General features: G+C 60.9%; 18 protein-coding genes, 1 pseudogene and 1 riboswitch. Of the genes and pseudogenes, 15 read left to right on the forward strand and 4 right to left on the reverse strand.

Features of this window, described 5'->3' with window-relative positions; translation table 11 throughout:
- Positions 1–206: 206 nt before the first annotated feature.
- A riboswitch (cyclic di-AMP (ydaO/yuaA leader) is annotated at positions 207–349 on the forward strand.
- Between the two features lie 14 nt (positions 350–363).
- From HMPREF3120_RS03570 to HMPREF3120_RS03605, 8 genes are all read left to right on the forward strand, one after another.
- Positions 364–1,110 (forward strand): C40 family peptidase, encoded by a 747-nt coding sequence (locus tag HMPREF3120_RS03570; RefSeq protein WP_070422172.1) that lies wholly within the window; start codon positions 364–366, stop codon positions 1,108–1,110.
- Between the two features lie 194 nt (positions 1,111–1,304).
- The gene (locus tag HMPREF3120_RS03575; protein WP_070450856.1) at positions 1,305–2,333 is read left to right on the forward strand and encodes a C40 family peptidase; all 1,029 of its coding nucleotides are present in this window, start codon (positions 1,305–1,307) and stop codon (positions 2,331–2,333) included.
- A gap of 7 nt (positions 2,334–2,340) precedes the next feature.
- Positions 2,341–3,468 carry a glycosyltransferase family 4 protein gene (locus HMPREF3120_RS03580; RefSeq protein WP_070450858.1) on the forward strand — a complete coding sequence of 376 codons (1,128 nt, stop codon included), beginning with the start codon at positions 2,341–2,343 and terminating at the stop codon, positions 3,466–3,468.
- A gap of 35 nt (positions 3,469–3,503) precedes the next feature.
- The gene (locus HMPREF3120_RS03585) at positions 3,504–4,466 is read left to right on the forward strand and encodes an ROK family protein (protein WP_070422175.1); all 963 of its coding nucleotides are present in this window, start codon (positions 3,504–3,506) and stop codon (positions 4,464–4,466) included.
- 14 nt (positions 4,467–4,480) lie between these two features.
- Positions 4,481–5,233, forward strand: a complete 753-nt coding sequence (locus HMPREF3120_RS03590) for a lysophospholipid acyltransferase family protein (RefSeq protein ID WP_070422176.1) — start codon at positions 4,481–4,483, stop codon at positions 5,231–5,233.
- A complete protein-coding gene (locus tag HMPREF3120_RS03595; protein ID WP_070422177.1) occupies positions 5,233–5,448 on the forward strand; it encodes a hypothetical protein in 216 nt (71 codons plus the stop codon). The genes HMPREF3120_RS03590 and HMPREF3120_RS03595 overlap by 1 nt, the downstream gene beginning before the upstream one ends.
- Before the next feature lie 9 nt (positions 5,449–5,457).
- Positions 5,458–5,970, forward strand: coding sequence for a polyadenylate-specific 3'-exoribonuclease AS (locus HMPREF3120_RS03600; protein ID WP_070422178.1), 513 nt, complete (start codon positions 5,458–5,460; stop codon positions 5,968–5,970).
- A gap of 78 nt (positions 5,971–6,048) precedes the next feature.
- Entirely contained in the window at positions 6,049–7,437 is a 1,389-nt protein-coding gene (locus tag HMPREF3120_RS03605; RefSeq protein ID WP_070450860.1) for a class II 3-deoxy-7-phosphoheptulonate synthase, read from the forward strand.
- 33 nt (positions 7,438–7,470) lie between these two features.
- Here the strand turns inward: HMPREF3120_RS03605 and HMPREF3120_RS03610 are convergent.
- Positions 7,471–8,760 (reverse strand): annotated as a pseudogene (locus HMPREF3120_RS03610) (protein kinase); the annotation flags it as partial.
- Here HMPREF3120_RS03610 and HMPREF3120_RS03615 point away from each other — a divergent pair.
- Entirely contained in the window at positions 8,759–9,148 is a 390-nt protein-coding gene (locus HMPREF3120_RS03615) for an Rv2175c family DNA-binding protein (protein ID WP_070450864.1), read from the forward strand. The pseudogene HMPREF3120_RS03610 and the gene HMPREF3120_RS03615 overlap by 2 nt on opposite strands.
- On the opposite strand, the gene HMPREF3120_RS03620 is transcribed toward HMPREF3120_RS03615, so the two are convergent.
- Genes HMPREF3120_RS03620 through HMPREF3120_RS03630 form a run of 3 tightly spaced genes read right to left on the reverse strand, consistent with a single transcriptional unit; the run spans position 9,117 to position 12,285 of the window.
- Positions 9,117–10,562: an alpha-(1->6)-mannopyranosyltransferase A gene (locus tag HMPREF3120_RS03620; RefSeq protein ID WP_070450866.1), complete on the reverse strand. Its 1,446-nt coding sequence runs from the start codon at positions 10,560–10,562 to the stop codon at positions 9,117–9,119. The two genes, HMPREF3120_RS03615 and HMPREF3120_RS03620, sit on opposite strands and share 32 nt — an antisense overlap.
- Positions 10,562–11,653 carry a polyprenyl synthetase family protein gene (locus tag HMPREF3120_RS03625; RefSeq protein ID WP_070450867.1) on the reverse strand — a complete coding sequence of 364 codons (1,092 nt, stop codon included), beginning with the start codon at positions 11,651–11,653 and terminating at the stop codon, positions 10,562–10,564. Before HMPREF3120_RS03625 ends, HMPREF3120_RS03620 begins: the two co-directional genes overlap by 1 nt.
- Before the next feature lie 44 nt (positions 11,654–11,697).
- The gene (locus HMPREF3120_RS03630) at positions 11,698–12,285 is read right to left on the reverse strand and encodes a GNAT family N-acetyltransferase (protein ID WP_092102753.1); all 588 of its coding nucleotides are present in this window, start codon (positions 12,283–12,285) and stop codon (positions 11,698–11,700) included.
- A gap of 167 nt (positions 12,286–12,452) precedes the next feature.
- Between HMPREF3120_RS03630 and HMPREF3120_RS03635 the strand changes: the two genes are divergently transcribed.
- From HMPREF3120_RS03635 to HMPREF3120_RS03660, 6 genes are all read left to right on the forward strand, one after another.
- Positions 12,453–12,887: an SAV_6107 family HEPN domain-containing protein gene (locus HMPREF3120_RS03635; RefSeq protein WP_070422184.1), complete on the forward strand. Its 435-nt coding sequence runs from the start codon at positions 12,453–12,455 to the stop codon at positions 12,885–12,887.
- Between the two features lie 81 nt (positions 12,888–12,968).
- The gene (locus HMPREF3120_RS03640; protein ID WP_070450870.1) at positions 12,969–13,361 is read left to right on the forward strand and encodes a DUF3040 domain-containing protein; all 393 of its coding nucleotides are present in this window, start codon (positions 12,969–12,971) and stop codon (positions 13,359–13,361) included.
- 427 nt (positions 13,362–13,788) lie between these two features.
- Complete coding sequence (gene mraZ, locus HMPREF3120_RS03645; protein WP_070422186.1) at positions 13,789–14,223, forward strand: division/cell wall cluster transcriptional repressor MraZ; 435 nt, start codon at positions 13,789–13,791, stop codon at positions 14,221–14,223.
- Positions 14,224–14,398: 175 nt separating this feature from the next.
- Positions 14,399–15,412, forward strand: coding sequence for a 16S rRNA (cytosine(1402)-N(4))-methyltransferase RsmH (gene rsmH, locus HMPREF3120_RS03650; RefSeq protein WP_070422187.1), 1,014 nt, complete (start codon positions 14,399–14,401; stop codon positions 15,410–15,412).
- Between the two features lie 47 nt (positions 15,413–15,459).
- The gene (locus HMPREF3120_RS03655; protein ID WP_141739360.1) at positions 15,460–16,167 is read left to right on the forward strand and encodes a cell division protein FtsL; all 708 of its coding nucleotides are present in this window, start codon (positions 15,460–15,462) and stop codon (positions 16,165–16,167) included.
- A 109-nt stretch (positions 16,168–16,276) separates the two neighbouring features.
- Positions 16,277–18,229: a peptidoglycan D,D-transpeptidase FtsI family protein gene (locus tag HMPREF3120_RS03660; protein WP_083284761.1), complete on the forward strand. Its 1,953-nt coding sequence runs from the start codon at positions 16,277–16,279 to the stop codon at positions 18,227–18,229.
- Position 18,230 lies beyond the last annotated feature (1 nt).

An 18,230-nucleotide genomic window follows, 5' to 3' on the forward strand; every position in this document is an offset into this window, starting at 1 on the left:
GTTTTGGGGATATTGGACCGTTCTTAGTTTTCATTTAGAAACGGAGGCTTCGACGCAGCTTTGCGTCAAATCTTTTGATAACGGAACTGTAACGGCGTGTTGGCTGGACACTCTTGTTGCCGTTTCGTAACCTGTTCGAGACATTGCGACAACAGCCGTTGGAAGCATGGATCGAAAACAACATATGAGCCGTAACTCTGAAGTGGAGATCGGAAAAGCCGATCGAAGCCGAAGGGGACCGGGGAACCAGAGTGGAGTACTTGCTCCCGTGGGGCGTAGGTCGTTCGGACCGAGGGTCATTTCTCAACACCCCGCCCGACAGCTAACCCGGTTGGCGAAGAGAAGATATGGAGAAAATCTAAAGTGGCAAAGCACCGTCGCCAGACCAACACCGCAGCCCGCGCAGCAGCGGCCACCACCGCGCTCGCAGCAGGCGCTGCGCTCATCGCGCCGGCCGCCGCCTCCGCAGCAGAGGTCCGCGTCCCCAACTCGCCGATCGCAGTACAGGTCCCGGGTATTGAGACCATTCCAGGCGTAGCGGCAATCCCGGGCATTGACGCCTGGATCCCGTCGCTGAAGGGCGCAGCCGCTACGGGCGACGCTCAGGCTGCTATCGCTCGCGTGAAGGCTCTGCCGGGCGTGAACAACGTTCCGGGCTTCAGCGCCTTCATCGCGAACGTCGAGAAGCAGGTTCTGCCGGCTCAGGCCGCAACCAACTACTCGGCACCGGCCGCTGCGCCGCAGCCGGCTCCGGCCCCGCAGCCGTCCTTCGCTGAGCGCGTCGTGTCCATCGCGCAGTCCAAGGTTGGTTCCCCGTACGTTTACGGTGCAGCTGGCCCGAACGCATTCGACTGCTCCGGTTTCACCTCCTGGGTTTACGCTCAGGCTGGCAAGTCCATCCCGCGTACCTCCCAGGCTCAGGCTGCTGCTGGCCAGCAGGTTGCGCTGAGCAACATCCAGCCGGGTGACATCGTTGTTTACTACGGTGGTGCATCCCACGTTGGCATCTACGTTGGCAACGGCCAGATCATCGATGCGCTGAACTCCGGTATCCCGGTGGGCTACCGCGATCTGCACCTCATGCCGATCCACTCTGTGGTTCGCTTCTAACGGCACGTTTTCAAGCCCCGACTCTGTGTTTGGAGTTGGGGCTTTCGTGCGTTTTGGGGACCTTGACACCTCGTGCGTCACACCAGTGCTCTTGATTCACAATATGCTGTGTGGCCATGTTTTTTGCTTGGACGGTGGGACCGATGTCGCTATAGTTTTTGTGTTCTCACAAGTATTGCGAAAAGGTTTTGGTCGTGGGTAAGCACTCTTTTCAGTCTCGTCGTCCTTCTGCTCAGAAGACCGCAGTGTCCGCGCTCGTCGGCGTCATCCTCGCCGGCGGCGTCGCGGCCCCTGTGAAGGCCGATGATGTCGATGCTCTCATCGATGAGATGGAGCAGATCTCCCACGACGCCACTGCGAAGTCGGAAGAAATTAAGGGACTCGAAGAGAAAATCGCCGATTCAGAGCGCAAGGTTGAGGAAGCCAATGGCCGCGCTGCAGAGGCGAAACAGGAACTTGCCGCTATTCAGGAGGTAAGTAACGAGCATCGCAGGAATGTCGGTGACATTGCGCAGTCCCGTTACCGTATCCCGAAATCTGAAGCGATCCTGACCACCCTGGATTCGGGCAACCCGCAAGAGGCGATCGACCGTTCTGCTTATTTGGCGGCGCTCACTCGCAAGTCTCAACGCGCGTTGACCGAGTTGGATGATGCCAACCGGATGGCGGCAGAGAAGTCCAACTCGGCCAATATTGCGGTGGCTGAGGCACGCCATGCGCGCAATGAGCTGGAGATCCAGCGTAAGAAGCTGGAGCGTGAACGTGAAGAGTTGGATGACAAGGTTCGTGACATCGAACACCGCGTAGACAACTTGAGCGAGGCCGATCGCCTGCGCTGGATCAATAAGGACAACCCGATTAGCGGCGCGTCGCTTCCGGGCGTGGACTCCGGAATCGTTGGTGCGGCGTTGGCTCAGGTGGGTAAGCCATATGGCTGGGGCTCCGCTGGGCCGGATGCGTTCGATTGCTCTGGTCTGATGGTGTGGGCGTATGGGCAGAACGGCATTAGCATTCCGCGTACCTCCCAAGCGCAGCTTGCGGGTGGCACGCCGGTGTCACTGGATGCGTTGCAGCCGGGTGACATCATTGGTTACTACCCGGGTGTGACTCACGTGGGTATGTACATCGGTAACGGCATGGTCGTTCACTCGTCTGACTACGGCATTCCGATCCAGGTAGTGCCGGCGAACTCCATGCCGATTCAGGGGGCTGTGCGCTACTAGCGCGATTATGACCACGTTGTTGGTAACGAATGATTTCCCGCCCACTGTCGGCGGGATTCAGTCGTACTTACGGGATTACGTCGACGAGCTCGTCAAGCGCGAAGGCCCGGAATCAATCATCGTGCTCGCCTCCGTCCAGGAAGCAGATGCTGCGCGCGAGTGGGACGCCGAGCAGAGTTTCGCGGTGATTCGTTGGCCTCGCAACATCATGTTGCCTACCCCGGGGCTTGCTCGGGAGATGGCTCGAATTATCAGAACGCACAGCATCGACACTGTGTGGTTCGGTGCGGCTGCACCGTTGGCAATTCTCGGTGCCCAGGCGAAACGTGCTGGAGCAAAACGTGTGGTGGCTACTACCCACGGCCACGAGGTTGGCTGGGCGATGATTCCTGTGGCCCGTCAGGTGTTGCGCCGGATTGGTCGTAGCGCGGATGTGGTGACGTACATTTCGCGGTTCACGATAGAGCGCTTGCAGGCGGTGTTCGGCGATGACGTCGACTATGTTGCGCTGCCGTCGGGGGTGGACACGGATTTCTTCGCGCCAGCGAGCGCGCACAAGCGGGATGAAACGCGGTGCTGGCTCGGCGTGGGTGATGCGCCACTTGTGGTGTGTTCGTCGCGGTTGGTCCCGCGCAAGGGACAGGATGTGTTGATCCGTGCGTTGCCGGAGATTCGTCGATACGCGCCGAATGCGAGATTGGTGATTGTGGGGGAGGGGCCGTACGAGCAGCGGCTGCGCAAGCTCGCCGCGTCTTCGCCGGGCGTGGAATTCACGGGCCGGGTGTCGCGCGAGCGGTTGCGCGACATTGTGGCTGCCGCCGATGTGTTTGCCATGCTCGCGCGGACGCGGTGGGGTGGTCTTGATGTGGAAGGTCTGGGGATTGTGTATCTCGAGGCGCAGGCGTGTGGGGGTGCGGTAGTCGCTGGCGATTCCGGTGGTGCGCCGGAGACGGTGGTGCCGGAAAGTGGTGTCGTCGTCAATGGTCGCGATGTGAATGAGGTCGCGCGGTCCATTGGGCAATTGCTTTGCGACGACCACCGCACCGCCATGGGCACCGCCGGGCGCAAGCATGTACAACGGGAGTTTTCGTGGGGCACTCTGGGGGAGCGCCTGCGCGACGTGTTGGCGGGTTAGGGCTGACCGCTGTCAGGGGCATAAACTGTCCGGCTATGACTTCACAACGAGGAGACCAGGCGCTGACAGTCGGCTTTGACATTGGCGGGACGAACGCTCGTGCATCTGTGGTCGCGCCGGATGGGTCGATCCTCGACACGGTGAGTACGCGGACCCCGCAGGACGCTGACGGGCTGACCCGCACGATCGTGCAGATGGTCGAGCAGCTCCAGGACAAACACGAGATCGGGGCAGTTGGCGCTGCCGTTGCGGGCTTCCTCGACCCGGAGTGTGAAATCGTGCGTTTTGCGCCCCATTTGCCGTGGCGTGATGATCAGCCGGTGCGCAAAGATTTGGAGAATGCGCTGGGGCTGCCGGTCCGGCTCGAGCACGATGCGAATGCGGCAGCTTGGGGTGAGTATCGGTTCGGTGCCGCTCGTGACACAGAGACGTGGGTGTTTTTCGCCGTCGGCACAGGGATCGGCGCAACGCTGATGCACCGTGGCGAGATCTACCGTGGTGCGTTCGGCACCGCGCCTGAGTTTGGCCACATCACGGTGGTGCCGGGAGGTCGGGTGTGCTCGTGTGGCAAGCAGGGCTGTCTTGAGCGATACGCTTCTGGCACCTCGCTGGTCGATTGTGCGATCGAGATTGCCAGCAGGGGAGGGTATCGAGGTTCCGATTTGTACCGGGAGGTCGTCGAAAAGCGAGCAAGCGGGCACGACATTATGGCCGCAGCACGCGCAGGCGATGGGCTGGGTGTGGCGGCTCTGGAGAGTTTCTCCATCTGGCTGGGACGAGGCCTGGCAATGGTGTCCGACATTTTGGATCCATCGCTGATCGTCCTCGGCGGTGGTGTGAGCGAAGACGCTGATCTTTTCCTTGACGCTGCCAAAGCGTCCATGGCGTCGAACATCGTCGGCGCTGGATACCGTCCGCTGCCGGAGATCCTCTGTGCTGAGCTCGGAGCGAAGGCGGGTATGATTGGCGTTGCTGATTTGGCCCGCCAGCTGCGATAAAAAGGGGAGAAACAATGGCAAACAAGTGGTATTCCCTGTTCAAGGCTATTTTCGGGCCGCCGCTGTTGGTGTGGAACCGCCCGCGCATTTACGGTGTGGAGAACATCCCGGACGAAGGTCCGGCCCTGTTGGTTTCTAACCATCAGGCTGTGCTGGATTCCTTTTACTTGCCGTTGATGGTTCGCCGACAGCTGAAGTTCCCGGCCAAAATGGAGTACTTCACTGGCACGGGGCTCAGTGGACGTTTGCAGCGGTTTTTCTTCACCGCCGTAGGCCAAGTTCCCATTGACCGAAGCTCCGACACCGCCGGGGACGTCTTGCTGGAAACGGTGAAGAAGATTTTCGACGACGGCGAGCTCTTCGGCATTTATGCCGAGGGAACCCGTTCGCCGGATGGGCGTGTGTACAAGGGGCGCACTGGCATGGCGCGCATTGCTATGCCAACCGGCGTGCCTGTGATTTTGGTCGGCATGATTGGATCTGGTCGCGCGAACCCGATCGGCACCAAGCTCATCAGGCCGGTCAAGGTGCAGATCAAGATTTCGGAGCCGATTGATCCGCGAGCTTGGGCGGTTGAAAATGGCTACGACCCTGACTCGCGCGAGGCCGTGCGTCCCTTTACGGACTACTGCATGCATCGCATTGCAGAGATGATCGGTGAGGAATACGTGGATGTCTACGCGACCGATGTGAAGAAGTCCCTCGAGCAGACGGGGAAGTACCCCGAAGGTGCTGAACCGAAAACTGGGCCGAAAGGTGTGCAGTAATGAATAAACCACTTGTTACCCGAATCGCGTTGGTATGCGTCGTTGTTGTGATGTTCCTGATTGCGTCTGAGCAGGGCTGGTACCCGAAACTGTCGGGCCCGCTTGCTGTCGTTGCGGTGGCTGCAGTGATGTTTTGGCCGAGGCGTGTTGAGGGTGAGAAGGGCCCTTCGCGGCGCGAGGTGTTGGGGGATATTCGATCGGAGCAACGGAAGTAGTTCGACGCAGTGAGATTCTTCTACGACACCGAATTCATTGAGGACGGCGAAACCATCGAGCTGGTGTCCATCGGCATTGTTGCTGAGGATGGCCGCGAATACTATGCGGTGTCCGATGAGTTCGACCCAGCACGCGCCAACGCTTGGGTCAAAGCGCACGTGTTGTCGAAGCTCCCTCCGAAGAACCAACCAGTGTGGAAGTCGCTGGAGCGCATCCGTAACGAGGTCTATGAGTTTCTCACCTCGGGTGACACCAGGCCAGAACTGTGGGCTTGGGTTGGCGCCTATGACCACGTGGTGCTCGCGCAACTATGGGGTGACATGTCCGGTCTGCCGCGTTCGCTGCCGCGCTACACCTGCGAGCTGAAGCAGTATTGGCAGATGGCAGGCAAGCCGCGCCTGCCACGGGTGCCGGAGGGCAACCACGATGCTCTCGTTGATGCGCGCCATAATCTGCGGAAGTTTCGTGTATGTGCGGAGCATTTGCCGTTGAACCGCGACGGCACCGTATCCAAAATGTGAGACGATAAAACCGCCTTGTGAGAAGTTGCAGGCTGTACCGCCTGTACTGGGGCAGTAATCCGTGCTAAATATAGAACGGTGAGCTGGACTATTGATATCCCCAAAGAGGTACTGCCCGATCTGCCGCCGCTGCCGGGAGATTTAAACGCGCAGTTTGAAGATGTTATTTCCCGCGATGCGAAGCAGCAGCCGTCGTGGGACCCTGCCCAGGCTGAGTATGTTCGCAAGATTTTGGAGTCCGTCCCGCCGGTCGTGCTCGCGCCCGAGGTTGAAGGGCTCAAGTCGCATCTAGCGGACGTCGCCAACGGCAAGGCGTTCATGCTGCAGGGTGGCGATTGTGCTGAGACGTTCGAGTCCAACACCGAGCCACACATCCGTGCCAACGTGCAGACCCTGCTGCAGATGGCTGCGGTGTTGACCTACGGTGCGTCGATGCCGGTGGTCAAACTTGCTCGTATTGCTGGCCAGTACGCGAAGCCGCGCTCGTCTGATCTTGATGAGAATGGTTTGCCGAATTACCGCGGTGACATCGTCAATGGTGTGGATCCGACCGAGGAGTCTCGTCGCCACGATCCGGCCCGCATGGTGCGTGCGTACGCGAACTCGTCGGCGGCGATGAACTTGGTGCGTGCCCTGACGGCGTCCGGTACTGCGGACCTGCACAACATCAATAACTGGAACCGAGAGTTCGTGACTAACTCGCCTGCGGGTGCGCGTTACGAAGCACTTGCTCGCGAGATTTCGCGTTCGCTTGCGTTCATGGATGCTTGTGGCGTCAGTGACACGAACTTGCGCACGTCCAGCGTGTACGCATCCCACGAGGCGCTGTTGGTGGATTACGAACGTGCGATGCTGCGTTTGGCCACGGATTCGAAGGGTGAGACGAAGCTTTACGATCTGTCCGCCCACCAGCTCTGGATCGGTGAGCGCACCCGCGGTATCGACGATTTCCACGTCAACTTCGCCGCGATGATCAGCAACCCGATCGGTATCAAGTTGGGCCCGACCACCACTCCAGAAGAGGCTGTCGCTTACGCAGATAGGCTTGATCCGAACCGCGAGCCGGGTCGTTTGACCATGGTGATCCGCATGGGGCAGGACCGGATCCGCGAAGTACTGCCTGGCATTGTCAAGGCGGTTGAGGCCTCCGGCCACAAGGTCATTTGGCAGTCGGACCCGATGCACGGCAATACGTTCACGTCGAGCAATGGCTACAAGACGCGTCACTTTGACAAGATCATCGACGAAGTTCAGGGCTTCTTCGAGGTCCACCGCGAACTCGGCAGCCACCCGGGTGGTATTCACATCGAGCTCACGGGTGAAGACGTCACTGAGTGCCTCGGCGGTGCGCAGGACATCACTGATGTGGATCTGCCGGGCCGTTACGAGTCCGCTTGCGACCCGCGTCTGAACACCGAGCAGGCACTCGAGCTGTCGTTCCTCGTTGCAGAGATGCTGCGCTACTAAGACAGCGCTACTCGGCCAGCGCTACCGCGGGATGACGATCTCCGGGATGTCGCCATACATCCCGGAGCCGAACCACCACGCGCCCAGACCAACCGCAGCTACCACGGCGATTGCAACAGCGGTGTAGAGCACGACACCGATCAGAGAGCGGTTAGTTACCGGCTTGACAGCGGGGCGCTTTGCCGGATTGGGAGCGGCAGGCCGGGGTGCACGTGGTGGCACGGGTGCGGGCACGGGGGCGGCTGCAGGCGGAACGGGGGCCGGAACCGGAGCCGGAGACGCCTGTGCAGCGGGCCATTGGCTGCGTGACGGCAGTTCTGGGGACGCCTGCTTAGTTGGCCTCGCAACTGCAGGGGCGACTCGCGTTGGCGCCTCGTCATCGGGGAAGAGGCGTCGCTGTGCGGCGTTGTTGACCAGTCCGAAGTTAGTCGGGTGTGCTGCGGCTCGCGTGGCTGCGGCATTGCGCGGGGCAGGCACGGTGTAATCCGGCAGTGCAAGTTCGGCTGCTACGTCGTCGAGTGCGGCGAGGAATTCTCCCGCATCGCGGAAGCGCGCTTCGGGGGTGCGGGCGGTTGCGGTGGCGACGAGCTCGTCGAAAAGCATTGGCACCCCGGCAATGAGTGAGGACGGCGCGGGCACATCTCCATGGAGGCGTGCGTACGCGTGCGCGATGGGGGTGTCGCCGTGAAATGGCGTGCGGCCGGTGAGGAGTTCGAACAACACGATGCCGGCGGAGTACACATCCGACGCGGCTGTGATAGGGCTGCCGTCGACTTGTTCGGGGGAGAGGTAGGCGACGGTGCCCACGATTTGGTCGGTCGAATGTGTGTTTTCGGCGGCTGCGCGCACGAGGCCGAAGTCGGAGAGTTTGACGCGGCTGGAGGCGTCGATAAGCACGTTGTCCGGCTTAATATCGCGGTGCACCATGCCTTTCTCATGCGCGACAGAAAGTCCCGTGAGCATGCCGCGCATCACCTCCGCGGCTGCGTGGGGAGGCATCGGACCACGCTCGGCGAGCAATTCGCGCAGCGTGCCGCCGGTGATGAGTTCCATGATGAGAAACACGTTGTTGCCGGACGCGGAGAAGTCGTACACGTTGACCAAGTTAGGGTGGCTGAGCTGCGCCATCGCGCGGGCTTCGCGCCGGAAGCGGTCGCGAAACACAGCGTCGTGGACGTATTGCTCGTGCATGACTTTCGCAGCGACTTCCCGGCCCAGGCGGGAATCGATGCAGCGATACACCGTGGCCATGCCACCACGGGCGATGGCGCGGTCCACGACGTAGCGTTCGTCGAGAGTTGTGCCTGGAGCGAGTGTTGCCATGTACCCCAGGGTAGAATCGTGCGCCGTGAGCACACAAACGAATCTCGAGCAATTGCTTAGCGACGAAACCTTGCTGGCCTTTCCCGACGCCGCCGAAGCGTTGGGCGTTCCGGTCACTCGTGTGCACGACTATGTCGGTGCCCGCAAACTTGTCATGTACATCCGGGATGGTAAAAAATTCATCCCGGCTGGGCTGATCGGTGAGGATGGGTTGTCGAAGTTCGTCTCAGGCGCGATCACCGTGCTTGCCGATGGCGGCTACAACGACGAGGAGATCCTCACATTCCTCTACACCGAAGAGGATTCGCTGCCGGGGCGCCCGATTGACGCCTTGCATGGTCAGAAAGCGCGCGAGGTTATTCGTCGTGCGCAAGCGATGGCGTTCTAAACACCCAGCGAGTCGCTACCACGGCGACGATGAAGGCTGCGGCGAGGAACCACACGTCGTAGAGCCTGTGGTTGCCGCTGCCTGTAAACGCGAGTGCCACGACGATGGATGCGCCGGTGGTAATTCTAGCTACCCAGGCCGGTGCCCGGAACGTGCCCACGAGCGCCAAGATGGAGGCGTAGTACCACGGCAGCGTTACCGCGTTGGTGACAAACGCTGCCGTATACGCCACGGTGGTGCCCGCCAGCATCCGCGGCGCGTAGGCCTTGCCGCGCGCCGGGCGGAACCACCACCACGTGATCACGAGCGCGAGGAGCATTGCGAAGCTGAACACCGTGCGGGTGGCTGCAAGCGTTGTGTTGTAGCTGAAGTCGTCGTTGACCAACTGCACGAGCGGGGTAATCAGTTCTGCGGCGAACGTCGGACCGGCCAGCGGATTGATCACCTTCGAGTTACCGGTGATTTCCTCGAGCCAACCCCACGTTGAGCCGCAGACCCACGTCACCACCTGGATGACGGCGACCGAGACCGCCAGCGCCCAGGCTCCAGAGACGGCAAGCGCGGCGAGGTGGTGGGGCACATCGTGGACGCGGGCGCGACGCGTGACCATCAGCCACACCACAAACGGCAACGCGAACGCAGCCGTGGCCTTGAGCGACACCGCGCATGCGATGAGCACGATTCCGGGGGTGCACCACGTGTGTCGCATGCACAGGTACAGGCCCGCGCACACCAGGCCGACCATGACCGCCTCGTTGTGCATGCCGCCAATCAGGTGCAACAGCATGACAGGGTTGGCTACACCTACCCACAGTGCAAACCCGGGGCTAGCACCTGCGAGGCGCGCGATGCGCGGTACCGACCAGACAATGAGCGCGAAACCTGCCAGCGCGATCAGCCGGTAGGCAACGACGCCAAACGCGACGTGGTCGCCGACAATCGTGGTCACCGCTTTGCCAATGCCCAAGTGCAGTGGCCCGTACGGCGTTGTGGTGTTGCGCCAGTCGTGGGAGACCTCCCACAAATACGGGCCGGGGTTGATAGCGGCGCCTTCGGAGTAGGGGTCGAAGCCGTCGCGAAGCATTGCCCCCTGCATGAGGTAGGAGTACACGTCGCGCGACATGATTGGTGCGCTCAAGGCGAGTGGAGCGGCCCACGACCACACCGCACGGAGCACGGTCTGCTCGCCTGGGCGGGTGCGCCACAGCCACAGCCAGGCAAACACGAGAAGACCAGTGCCCGCCATCAGGAGGCCGTCCATCATGCCGCGGCCGTGGCCGTACGTGAGGAACTCAAGGCCTATCGAGCGCATGAGGCCGTCACGGTAACGCGTCGCTCCGGCACCAAAGGAACCGATCGCGATGAGAACGGCTGCGACAACGCCGAGGGGGATCGGCCGGATTTTACCGGCCATCACATACGCCGGTCTGTGGCCTTGTGGGCCAACTCGGACAGTGCCTGGCGAGCCTCAGCAGTAATACCGGCGGTATCCAGGTGAGCAATGCCGGACGCGGTGAGACGGTTAATGCGCTCTTCGACCGCATCCTCCGCACCACTTTGGCGGATGAGATCGGCGAGGCGCTGAAGCACCTTTGGGTCGGTGGCGGTACCTACACCGGCGCGGAGCTCGTCGGCATCGTTGGCGTCGAGAAGCTCAAGCGCCGTCGCGTAAAGGACAGTGCGCTTTCCTTCGCGCAGGTCATCGCCCGCGGGTTTTCCGGTGATTGCTGGGTCGCCGAAGACACCGAGGAGGTCGTCGCGAAGCTGGAATGCGATGCCAATATCGCGTCCGTAACCACGGAATGCCGCAATGGTCTCATCGTCGGCACCAGCAATAGTCGCACCAAGATGAAGCGGACGCTCGATCGTGTACGCGGCGGTCTTAAACCGGTTCACCCGATCCGCCATGTCCGCAGACTCGCTGCCACGGCTTTCCAACGAAATATCAAGGATCTGCCCACCGATGACTTCCGTGCGCATGCCCACCCACGGTTCCGCGGCGCGTTGCAGCGCCTCCAACGAAACACCGGAGTAGCGCCACATATCTTCCGCCCAGACTAAGGCGAGATCGCCGAGCAAAATCGCGGTGTTCACGCCAAACGTCGCAGCGTCGCCCAGCCAATGGTTTTCGAGGTGCTGGGCCTCCACACTGCGGTGCACCGTGGGGTTTCCGCGACGGGTATCGGAGGCGTCCACGATGTCGTCGTGGACCAGCGCACACGCCTGGATGAACTCAAGCGCACTCATCGCGCGCAAGACCGCGTTTGGGTCCTCGCCGCTAGTTTCCAAACCACCGGCGCCGACAAAACCGGCCCAGCCGTACAGCGGACGCACTCGCTTGCCACCACCCAGTGTGAACGCGCGCAAGTGCGCGACTGCTTCCGAGACAGGCTCACCGATCGCGGAAATTGCCGGCCCGTGTTCGTCGAAAAACTGCTCCAAATGCTTTTCGACGACACCAGGCACCGCACTTAAGTTCCCAATCCCCAATTCGTGTGTAGCCACGCTGCTCCTCACCGTCGTCTACAAAAATCTCTCTGGAACGTACCCTAGTCAGCCTCGCCGACATGAGGTGTGCCCGCCATGTCGAGTGCGAGAATCGCAAACGGGCGAGGGTCGCTTCCGTAATAAAAATTGCGAGCAACGTCCTGGAACCCAAACTTGCGGTAAAGCCCAAATGCGTTATTAGCTTCGCCGTCTACCTCGGGAGTAGATAGGACAGCCCAACGAGCTGATGTCGATGCGAGCAGTTCCCTGAGCATCGCCGCACCAATGCCGCGGCCCTGGTGCCTCGGATCCACATGCACTTCGGCGATTTCGAAGTAGTTGGCCAGTAGCGCACGGTCGTCGTCAGAAAGCATGCCGTCTAGACGTTGCTGAGTGAGTGCTTTGACGAGTTGTTGGTCCCACCAGCGCTCCCGCGCGCCGAGAAAACCGTAGGCCACTCCGATGACGCTGTTGTCCGAGATTGCGGCCACGGCGGAAAAGCCTGGCCAGGTGACCTCTCCACGCCACACGCGTAAACGCTGCGCGCGCATGGTTTGGGGGTACCCCATAGCTTCCATGTAGATGTCCACCAACCGTGGCACGAGGAAAGAAAACTCCGCCTTGGTCAGCCTTTGGATCTCAATGTGCACCCCACTATCGAACCACTTATGTGCCTGTTGCGGGGCTTGACCACACATCCTCGTTCGAACAGTCGAACAAACGTGCTAATTTTTGGTTGTGGTGTCGTGGGTGACTTCTAAGGTCATGGGCAATCAAGAGGCGACATGCACTGGTAACAGCGAAAGGGGAAAGTGTCATGGGAAGCGTAGTTTCAGCCACAACGGGCAGGGCGTACGGGGATATGGGGGCGCCGCGAAAGTTTGACTCGTTCATCTTCTCTGCGGAGGCACTGCTTGCACAGGCGCATGCTGACTTTGCGGCAAGGCGCTACGACCTTGCGATGGAAAACGCATACCGGGCTGCACTGCGCATCGCTGGCGCATGCAACGCTCGCAGCATTGTGCTCCGGAAGCGGAAGCGGCTGCCAACTAATGCGTGGGACAAGCTCGCGCTCACCGGGGAAAGTGGCCAGCACTGGGCGACGGTATTTTCTGCATACTCGGCGCGCCGGGCGAGGGTGGCGTCTGGGATCGACGACAACCCGTCGCCGGTCGTGGTCTCAAGCCTTATCGGTTCGGCTGAGGACTTTCTCCTGGACACCACTGGGGGTGATGCGCCAATGGCGGCGTAATAAGGCGCGGGAACAATGTGGGTACGATGTTCGTTGTATCCATACATTGTTCATTCATAGCTGGGATCTGGAGAGAAAGTAGTGTCTCTTTCTGAGCAGGAAATGCGCGCACTGCGCGAGATCGAGCAGTCGCTCCTTGCGGACGACCCGAAGTTCGGTTCCTCGGTCGCTCCGTCCTCTGAGTATGGTGCTTCGCGCCCGTCGGGCCGGCTGACTATGCGTAGCCTCGCCCTCATTGTGCTGGGCCTTGTCCTTCTTCTTGGGGGAGTGGCGCTGGCGTCGTGGAGTCTGTGGACTGTGGTGTTGAGCATCGTCGGCTTCGGTGTGATGTTCTATGGGGGGATCATGGCGCTCCGTACCCCGGCTGCCGCTGGTGTTTCGCTGCAGCGAGCGCAGGCTCAGTCCAAGTCGCGCTCGCCGCGCAGTGTTAGCCTGGAGGAGAGCTTCCGTCGACGGTTTGAGGATCGTCAGTAGCTTTTAGCTTTCCCTTCGCCCTCCCGGTCTCTTCGGGAGGGCGATTTTTTATCCCCACTTCGCCCCACATTCCCCACTTTGCCCCACCCGTTGGTTTGATCCGGCCATTTTGCCTGTTAAAGGACGTTCGGAGCGGGTTGCGTCTCGTGTGCCTGTAGGTGATTGATGGGGTTGTAGTGGGGGATGTGGCGGTAAGTGGGGGACATTGGCGGGTAATTGCCCCACGGGGATTGTGGCCGTTGACCTGCGTGTTCTTCTTGTTGTGGGAACTAAGTTGCTCAGAGTGTGGCGTTTGTGGGGGGAAGTGGGTTAAAGTGGGGCACAGCGGAGCACCGTGGTGCGCATCTTGACTACGTGCGTAATGCGGAGCGAAGCCGAGAAAACTGCAAATGCCAATCTCTGAAGGTGAAGGAAGGTAGGTCGCCGGATGTTTCTGGGAACCTACACTCCCAAGCTCGACGACAAAGGGCGCCTGACGCTGCCTGCGAAGTTCCGTGAGGACTTGGCAGACGGCCTGATGGTGACCAAAGGGCAGGACCACTCCCTCGCGGTGTACCCGCGGGACGAGTTTGCTGCACGCGCCCGCAAGGCCGCTGCAGCATCAAGGACGAACCCGAAGGCGCGCGCGTTTATCCGCAATCTGGCTGCCAGTGCGGATGAGCAAACGCTCGATGGGTCCGGACGTATCACCCTGTCGCCGGCACACCGTGAGTACGCAGGCCTTTCCAAGGAATGCGTAGTTATCGGTTCTGTGGATTTTCTCGAGATCTGGGATCTTGAATCCTGGAATAAGTATCAAGAAGAGACTGAAGCCGCGTTCTCCGCGGCGGATGACGACGACATTCTCTCCGGTCTGCTGTAGGACTGACTACCCAACAGCGGGCAACCAATTCGGAGAGTGTGTACGGACTCTGTCCGGGGCGTGAAGCATTCTGGTGTACTTCCCCGACATCAGAACAGCCGGCCCGGACAGGGCTCTACATACTCCCCGGCTTAGAAGGAGCCGACGACTAACTGACCGCGAGGGGTGAGCCCGGATGGTGTACCGCACACACGCTGCAGACCCTCATGGGCATGTGCCGGTCATGCGCGACCGCATGGCCGAACTCCTGGCCCCAGCTGTAGAGGCGTTCGGCGCCAACGCCGTCATTGTCGATGGAACTCTTGGCGCTGGTGGCCACACCGAATACTTTCTCAACGTATTTCCGCAAGCGCGCGTGATCGGTGTGGATCGCGACCCGAATGCGCTGCAGCAGGCGACTGAGCGCCTGGCTCAGTTCGGTGAGCGTTTCACTCCGGTGCAATGCCGGTTCGACTACATCGGCGACGAGATCGCATCGGGGGAGGGCGAGACCTTCGACCTTGTGAGGCAGCACGGTGTGGCTGGTGCGCTGTTCGACCTCGGTGTTTCATCGATGCAGTTGGATCAGGAGGAGCGTGGCTTTTCCTACCGCGGTGACGCACCGCTGGATATGCGCATGGATCCGACCACCGGCATCACTGCGGCCGAGGTACTTAACACGTACTCGCACGGAGACCTGGCGAGGATTCTGAAGTCCTACGGCGATGAACGTTTCGCAGGCAAGATTGCGTCGGCTGTGCTGAAGGAGCGCGAGCGTGCGCCGTTTGACCGTGCGGACCGGCTCGTGGAACTGCTGTACAGCACCATCCCGGCCGCCACGCGACGTACTGGCGGTCACCCGGCGAAGCGCACCTTCCAGGCGCTGCGGATTGAGGTCAACCGCGAGCTTGAGGCTGTCGAGCGAGTGGTTCCGGTGATTACGGATTTGCTCGGCGTCGGCGGGCGAGCAGTGTTCATGAGTTACCAGTCGCTCGAGGACAAGATCGTCAAATCTGCCTTCGCTGAACTGACAGCTTCAAAGACGCCGGCGGGACTTCCGATGGATCTGCCGGGCACCGAGCCAACGTTCAAACTCATCACCCGCGGGGCGGAAAAGGCTCCGCAGGAAGAGATTGAGCGCAACTCGCGTGCAGCACCGGTGAGGGTGCGCGGCGTCGAGAAGCTTAAGCACTCAACGACAACCACATAACCCACAACAAACCACGTACAACACACAACCATCTGAGGACGGACACCATGGCAGCACGAGACACACGAGGTGGCTCCCGCGCGATGACGCTGACGCGCGATGGCAGTGCCCGCACCAGCCGTACAAGCGCTCCGGCACGTCGTCGCACGATGCCGGGTGTGAAGCCGCATGTGCCGCACTCCCGAGGGCGGGGGCGCCTCGGCTCGCAGCAGGTTGTGTCTGTGCGTGGGCGTCGGGTTGGCACGGTCGCGGCGCCGTCGCGTTTTTCCGCAGTGTCCGCACTTGCGGTGCCTCTGCTGGTGATCGGTATTGCTATAGCGATGCTGCTGTCCGGCGTGGCCACGACACAAACCTTCACCATCCAGCAGCTGCAGTCGAAGGAGCGTGAACTTGCCAACGAGGTCGAGTCGCTCAACCGTGACTTAGAGGATCGTCGTTCTGCTGCGGAGATCGCACAGCGCGCTGCAGGCGCAGGCATGGTGGTCGCTGGAGAACCTGGCCTAGTGGAGGTCATGGAAGATGGTCGTGCTGAAGAGCGCCGGCCTTTCAACCCAGAAAAGGTTGCCAAGATTGTCGACGTTAACGGCGAAGCGTTGCGTCAGGGCCGTGCAAGCAGTGATGACCGTGCAACCCGCGAGCTGGCGGATGCGCTGACTCAGGTTCCAGGTGGCAATCAAGCTCCGCCTCGTCCGCAGCAAGCACCGCAGGTTGCCAACGTGGCGCCGTATCAGGCAAATGTGCCCGCCGGCGAATAGACGTTAACGGTGGGGGTTGTGCCGCAGGCGTGTGGCGCAACCTCGTTTCGCATTTGTGCGGGGCATGATAAACGAGTCAATGAGCAGTTTTGGTAGGTGAGGAGGGCACGTGACATCCACGGGCACACCCCGGAAGCGTCCGGCGCCACGGAAGAGTCAGCGTCACATCACCAACCACCGTGTATTCCTTTTGACGCTTGTGTTCCTCAGCGTCGCAGCCTTGCTGATCGCACGCCTGTTTTGGGTCCAAGTGATCATCGGCGGCGAGTTGCGTGAAGTTGCCAAGGTGCAACGCCAGCGCGAGTATGTTGAGCCAGCACGTCGCGGTGAGATCGTGGACCGTGACGGCAAGCAGTTGGCGTACACGATGCAGGCAAGGTCGTTGACGGTCTCGCCGAAGCAGTTGCGTGAGGAACTGCGACAGCAGCAAGAGCTGCAGATGCGTATCGACGGCGTCCCCAAGGCAGATATCGACGCGCAGCTCGACGCCCGCGTTGAAGACGTGCTGCGCACAATGGCGAATGAGATCCCCGACATGATCGGTGGCGAAACTGATCCACAGCCTACGGGTACAGACACAGAGCAGTTGCGCACTGTGGGCAGTGTCAGTGCCAAGGAGATTTTGGACAAGCTCCACGCCGACACGTCGTACGAAGTTTTAGTGCGCAACGTTGACCCGGATGTCGCTGCGAAGGTGGCGGCGAAGTTCCACGGTGTGGCTGCTGACCAGCAGGACATCCGCCAGTACCCGAACGGTGCTGTGGGGGAGAACATCATTGGCAAGGTTTCCATGGACGGGCACGGTCAGTTCGGCCTTGAGGCCTCTAGCGATGCGGTGCTTACCGGTATCGACGGCCGCTCGACCGAGGACGTCTCGGGAGGTGGGCAGTCCATTCCGGGCTCCCTGCGCGATGTGGTGCCAGCGGTACCTGGTGCGCGCATTGAGCTCACGGTGGACCTCGACCTGCAGACGTATGTGCAGCAAGTGCTTGAGCAGGCAAAGGCAAACTCTTTGGCAAAGTCGGCTGAGGCTGTCGTCCTTGACGCTCACACGGGTGAGGTGTTGGCGATGGCAAATACAGACACCATCAACCCGAACGGGGATATTGAAAAGCAGATCAAGCAGGGTAAGGATTTTGAAAACCCAGCGATCTCGCACCCGTTCGAGCCAGGCTCGGTGGCAAAGGTCATCGCTGCAGCGGCTTCAATCGATCAGGGGGTGACTGACCCGTTCGAGGTGCACCAGGTGCCGGGCTCGATCGACATGGCCGGTGTGACAGTGAGCGACGCCTGGCAGCACGATGTTCTGCCGTACACCACCGCAGGCATCTTCGGTAAGTCCTCCAACGTGGGCACATTGCAGTTGGCGCAGCGCCTCGGCGAGGAGCGTTACTGGGATTACCTCAACCGTTTCGGTGTCGGTGCTCCGACCGGCATTGAGTTGCCCAATGAGTCGCCGGGTCTGCTGCCGGTGCTTGAACAGTGGTCGGGCGGTACCTTTGCCAACCTGCCAATCGGTCAGGGCATGAGCTGGACTGCGCTGCAGATGGCGAGTGTGTACCAGGCGTTGGCCAACGACGGCGAGCGCATCCAGCCACGCATCATCGAGCGCATCGTCGGACCGGACGGGCAAGATATCCCGCAGGATGAGCCGCAGCGCAACCAAGTGGTGAGCAAGGAGGCGGCGCGTACAACGGTGGATATGTTCCGTGCCGCATTCCAAGAAGACCCGACCGGCAACCAGTCGGGTACTGCACAAGGAAATGCGCTGGAGGGCTACCAGTTCTCTGGCAAGACAGGTACTGCACAGAAGGTGAACCCGGAAACGGGCGCATACTCACAGAGCCAGTATTGGATTACGTTTGCGGGTATTGCCCCGGCGAACGATCCGAGATTTGTTGTGGCGGTCATGCTGGACGAGCCGCAGCGCGGTGTACTCGACGGCGGTGCCGGTGGCCAGTCTGCGGCGCCGGTGTTCCGTCAGATTGCGAGCTGGATGTTGGATAAGGAAAATATCCCGCCGAGCCCGCCCGCGGAACCGTTTGTTCTGCAAGCCCAGTAAC

It is taken from the genome of Corynebacterium sp. HMSC11D10 (assembly GCF_001806995.1).
Taxonomy (GTDB): domain Bacteria; phylum Actinomycetota; class Actinomycetes; order Mycobacteriales; family Mycobacteriaceae; genus Corynebacterium; species Corynebacterium coyleae.